Origin of the sequence: Streptomyces sp. DH12, from assembly GCF_020873895.1 — a bacterium.
Taxonomy (GTDB): Bacteria; Actinomycetota; Actinomycetes; order Streptomycetales; family Streptomycetaceae; genus Streptomyces.
The window spans coordinates 1-618 of record NZ_JAHWGT010000436.1 but is presented as its reverse complement, the minus strand read 5'-3'; the positions used below and the strand labels follow the sequence as shown (position 1 = coordinate 618).

The 618-nt window shown below is 73.9% G+C and carries 1 pseudogene; it reads left to right on the top strand.

Annotation, left to right across the window (positions count from 1 at the left end):
- Positions 1-618: pseudogene (locus tag LPA54_RS35030) on the top strand (oxidoreductase); the annotation flags it as partial.

Here is a 618-nt window from a genome sequence, read left to right as displayed (position 1 = left end):
CGGCGGCATGGGCGTGGACCAGGTGTATCTGGCGGCCGGCGGGAGCAGCAACCAGCCGGTGGAGCTGGCCGCGCGGCTGTGCCGGGACCGCGGCCGGGTGATCGACATCGGCAAGTGCCGGCTCGACCTGCCGTGGAACGCGTACTACGAGAAGGAACTCGACGTCCGCTTCTCCCGCAGCTACGGGCCCGGACGCTACGACCCCGAGTACGAACTCCAGGGCCGGGACTACCCGATCGGCTACGTCCGCTGGACCGAGCGCCGCAACCTGGCGTGCTTCCTCGACCTGGTCGCCCGGGGCCGTGTCGACGTGGAGCCGCTGGTGTCGCACGTCGCCGGCTTCGAGGACGCCGTGGAGACGTACCGGCGGCTCGAGGAGGGCGCACTCAAGGCGGTGGCGGTGCTGTTCCGGTACGCGTCGGCGCAGGAGGCGCCCGCGGCCGAGGCGCCGGAGGTGACGGTGCCGGAGGTGCGGCGGCGTCCCGGCCGGCCGGCGCCGTCGCGGCGGTCCGGCCCGGTGCGGCTGGCGTTCGTCGGCGCGGGGAACTACGCCTCGTCGATGCTGCTGCCGCATCTGACGGGCCGCGACGGCGTGGAGCTGTCCACGGTCGTCACCAC